A 3,145-nucleotide genomic window follows, 5' to 3' on the forward strand; every position below is an offset into this window, starting at 1 on the left:
CAACGTTTACTACCAAGGAGTTGTCATGACCAACGTTGCGTTCGTAGCCCTGGCTTGCGGTCTGATCATCGGTCTGGGGGCCATAGGCGCCTGTATCGGCATTGGCCTCATGGGCGGCAAATACCTCGAGGCCTCGGCACGCCAGCCCGAACTCATGAACACCCTGCAGACCAAAATGTTCCTGCTGGTGGGCCTGATCGACGCAGCCTTCCTGATCGGCGTGGGTCTGGCCATGCTGTTCGCGTTCGCCAATCCCTTCGTGGGGTGATGGCAGCGCGGGCCGGCGCGCCATGGCGCACCGGGCCCGGGGGCTGTTGCGCCCATATCAGGCACAGACAGCCGCATTGGTGCCTTGCAGGTTGGCTGCAAGGCACGAACGGCAAGAATAGGATACGACCGTGAATTTAAACGCGACTCTCTTTTTCCAGATGATCGTGTTTTTCGTTCTGGGTTGGTTCACGATGAAGTTCATCTGGCCACCCCTGACGAAGGCAATGGATGATCGTCGTCAGAAAATCGCCGACGGTCTGGCTGCCGCCGAAAAAGGCAAAGCCGACCTGGCACAGGCCCAGGCGCGCATCAGCTTGATGGAAGCCGCCTCCAAGACCGACAACCATGCGCGCCTGGCTGAAGCCGAAAAGCAGGCGGCGGCGCTCATCGACGCCGCCCGTCGCGAGGCCGAAACCGAAAAGGCACGCATCGTGGCGCTCGCCCGGCAGGACGCCGAGCAAGAAGCCCAGCGCGTACGCGAGGCCCTGCGGGCCGAGGTCGCGGTGCTGGCCGTCAAGGGGGCCGAGCAGATTCTGCGCCGCGAAGTCGACGCAAAGGCGCATGCCGAATTGCTCGACCAGCTGCAGGCTCAACTCTGATACAAGGCATATCATGGCTGAACTGTCCACTATCGCACGACCCTACGCCGAAGCCCTGTTCGAGTCCGTGCGCAACGACGCGCGCGGGCTTGCCTGGTGGTCCGATCAAATGGCGCAGCTGGCCCAGGTGTGCAGTCTGCCCGACGTGCTGGAAGCCATGGGCGACCCGCGCCTGTCCGACGACCAGCGCGCCGGGCTGCTGGTCGGGCTGATGCCCGAGACCCTGCCGGCAGAACTCGCCAACCTCGTGGGGCTGGCGGTCGAAAATGATCGCGTCACGGCTTTGCCGCTGGTGGCAGAGCAGTTCGAGCAGTTGCGCAACCAGCTCGAGGGCACTGCACTGGCGCGCATCACCAGCGCTTTTCCCATCGATGACGACCATCTGGCCCAGTTGCTCGCCGGGCTCGAACGCAAGTTCGGCCTCAAGCTCAAGCCACAGGTCAGCGTAGACCCGGATCTCATCGGCGGCGTGCGCGTCGCGGTGGGTGACCATGTTCTAGATACTTCCGTGCAGGCCCGTCTGGCGGGCCTGCGCGACACGCTGGCCGCATGACGGCGGGCCAGATCACAGGATTCCAGGAGTCTTACCATGCAACTTAACCCGTCCGAGATCAGCGAACTGCTGAAAAGCCGTATCGAAGGCCTGGGTGCATCCACCGATATCCGTACCGAAGGCACGGTCGTGTCGGTCACCGACGGCATTACCCGCATCCATGGCCTGTCCGATGTGATGCAGGGCGAAATGCTCGAGTTCCCCAACAATCGCTTCGGCCTGGCGCTCAACCTCGAGCGGGATTCGGTCGGTGCCGTGATCCTGGGCGATTACATCGGCGTGTCCGAGGGCGACGCCGTCAAGACGACTGGGCGCATTCTGGCCGTGCCGGTCGGCCCCGAGCTCAAGGGTCGCGTGGTCGATGCCCTGGGCAGCCCCATCGACGGCAAGGGGCCGATCAACGCCAAACAGACCGACGTGATCGAGAAGGTCGCCCCCGGGGTCATTGCCCGCCAATCGGTGTCCCAGCCCCTGCAGACCGGGCAGAAGGCCATCGATTCCATGGTGCCCATCGGCCGCGGCCAGCGCGAGCTCATCATCGGCGACCGCCAAACGGGCAAGACCGCCGTCGCGGTCGATACCATCATCAACCAGAAGGGCAAAGGGGTCACCTGCGTCTATGTGGCCATTGGCCAGAAAGCGTCCACCATCAACAACGTGGTGCGCAAGCTCGAAGAGCATGGGGCCCTCGAATTCACCATCGTCGTGGCCGCAGCCGCATCCGAATCAGCGGCCATGCAATATCTGGCGGCGTATTCCGGCTGCACCATGGGCGAATACTTCCGCGATCGCGGCGAAGATGCCCTGATCATCTACGACGACCTCACCAAGCAGGCCTGGGCGTATCGCCAGGTTTCGCTGTTGCTGCGCCGCCCGCCTGGGCGCGAAGCCTATCCGGGCGACGTTTTCTACCTGCACTCGCGCCTGCTCGAACGCGCCGCCCGCGTCAACGCGCATTATGTCGAGCAGTTCACCAACGGCGAAGTCAAGGGCAAGACAGGTTCACTGACGGCGCTGCCCATCATCGAGACGCAGGCCGGCGACGTCTCGGCTTTCGTGCCGACCAACGTGATCTCGATCACTGATGGCCAGATCTTCCTGGAGACCGACCTTTTCAACGCAGGCATCCGTCCGGCCATCAACGCCGGTATCTCGGTGTCGCGGGTGGGGGGCTCGGCACAGACCAAGGTCATCAAGAAGCTGTCTGGCGGGATCCGTACCGACCTCGCCCAGTACCGCGAGCTGGCGGCGTTTGCGCAATTTGCCTCAGACCTCGACGACGCCACCCGGCGCCAGCTCGAGCGTGGCAAGCGCGTGGTCGAACTCCTCAAGCAGCCGCAGTACCAGCCCCAGCAGGTTTGGGAGCTCGCCGTCGCCCTGTATTCGGTCAACAATGGCTATCTGGATGACCTCGAAGTCAATCAGGTGCTGTCGTTCGAGAAGGCGCTCAAGGATTTCCTCAAGTCCAAGCACGCCGAGCTGATCAACCGCATCGAAGAGCTCAAGGAGCTTTCCAAGGAAGACGACGCCGCCCTGGCCGATGCCATTGTCGAATTCAAGAAACACGGCACGTTTTAAGACCTCAGCCGCGGCGGCCGCTGGCCGCCCCGGCTGACCTGAAGGATTGAGCCCATGGCTGGAATCAAGGAAATTCGAACCAAGATCAAGAGCGTGCAAAACACGAGCAAGATCACCAAGGCGATGGAGATGGTCGCGGCGGCGA

At 62.9% G+C, this 3,145-nt stretch carries 4 protein-coding genes and 1 pseudogene; all 5 read left to right on the forward strand.

Features of this window, described 5'->3' with window-relative positions; genetic code table 11:
* Positions 1-25: 25 nt before the first annotated feature.
* Positions 26-268: a F0F1 ATP synthase subunit C gene (gene atpE, locus WCZ84_RS13855; protein WP_298014239.1), complete on the forward strand. Its 243-nt coding sequence runs from the start codon at positions 26-28 to the stop codon at positions 266-268.
* Positions 269-398: 130 nt separating this feature from the next.
* Positions 399-869, forward strand: coding sequence for a F0F1 ATP synthase subunit B (locus WCZ84_RS13860; protein ID WP_372686864.1), 471 nt, complete (start codon positions 399-401; stop codon positions 867-869).
* 13 nt (positions 870-882) lie between these two features.
* Positions 883-1,422, forward strand: a complete 540-nt coding sequence (locus WCZ84_RS13865) for a F0F1 ATP synthase subunit delta (protein WP_372686865.1) — start codon at positions 883-885, stop codon at positions 1,420-1,422.
* A 36-nt stretch (positions 1,423-1,458) separates the two neighbouring features.
* Positions 1,459-3,000, forward strand: coding sequence for a F0F1 ATP synthase subunit alpha (gene atpA / locus WCZ84_RS13870; RefSeq protein ID WP_372686866.1), 1,542 nt, complete (start codon positions 1,459-1,461; stop codon positions 2,998-3,000).
* Between the two features lie 54 nt (positions 3,001-3,054).
* Positions 3,055-3,145 (forward strand): annotated as a pseudogene (locus tag WCZ84_RS13875) (F0F1 ATP synthase subunit gamma); the annotation flags it as partial.

The sequence above is a fragment of the Castellaniella sp. genome, from assembly GCF_041675725.1.
Taxonomy (GTDB): Bacteria; Pseudomonadota; Gammaproteobacteria; order Burkholderiales; family Burkholderiaceae_B; genus Castellaniella.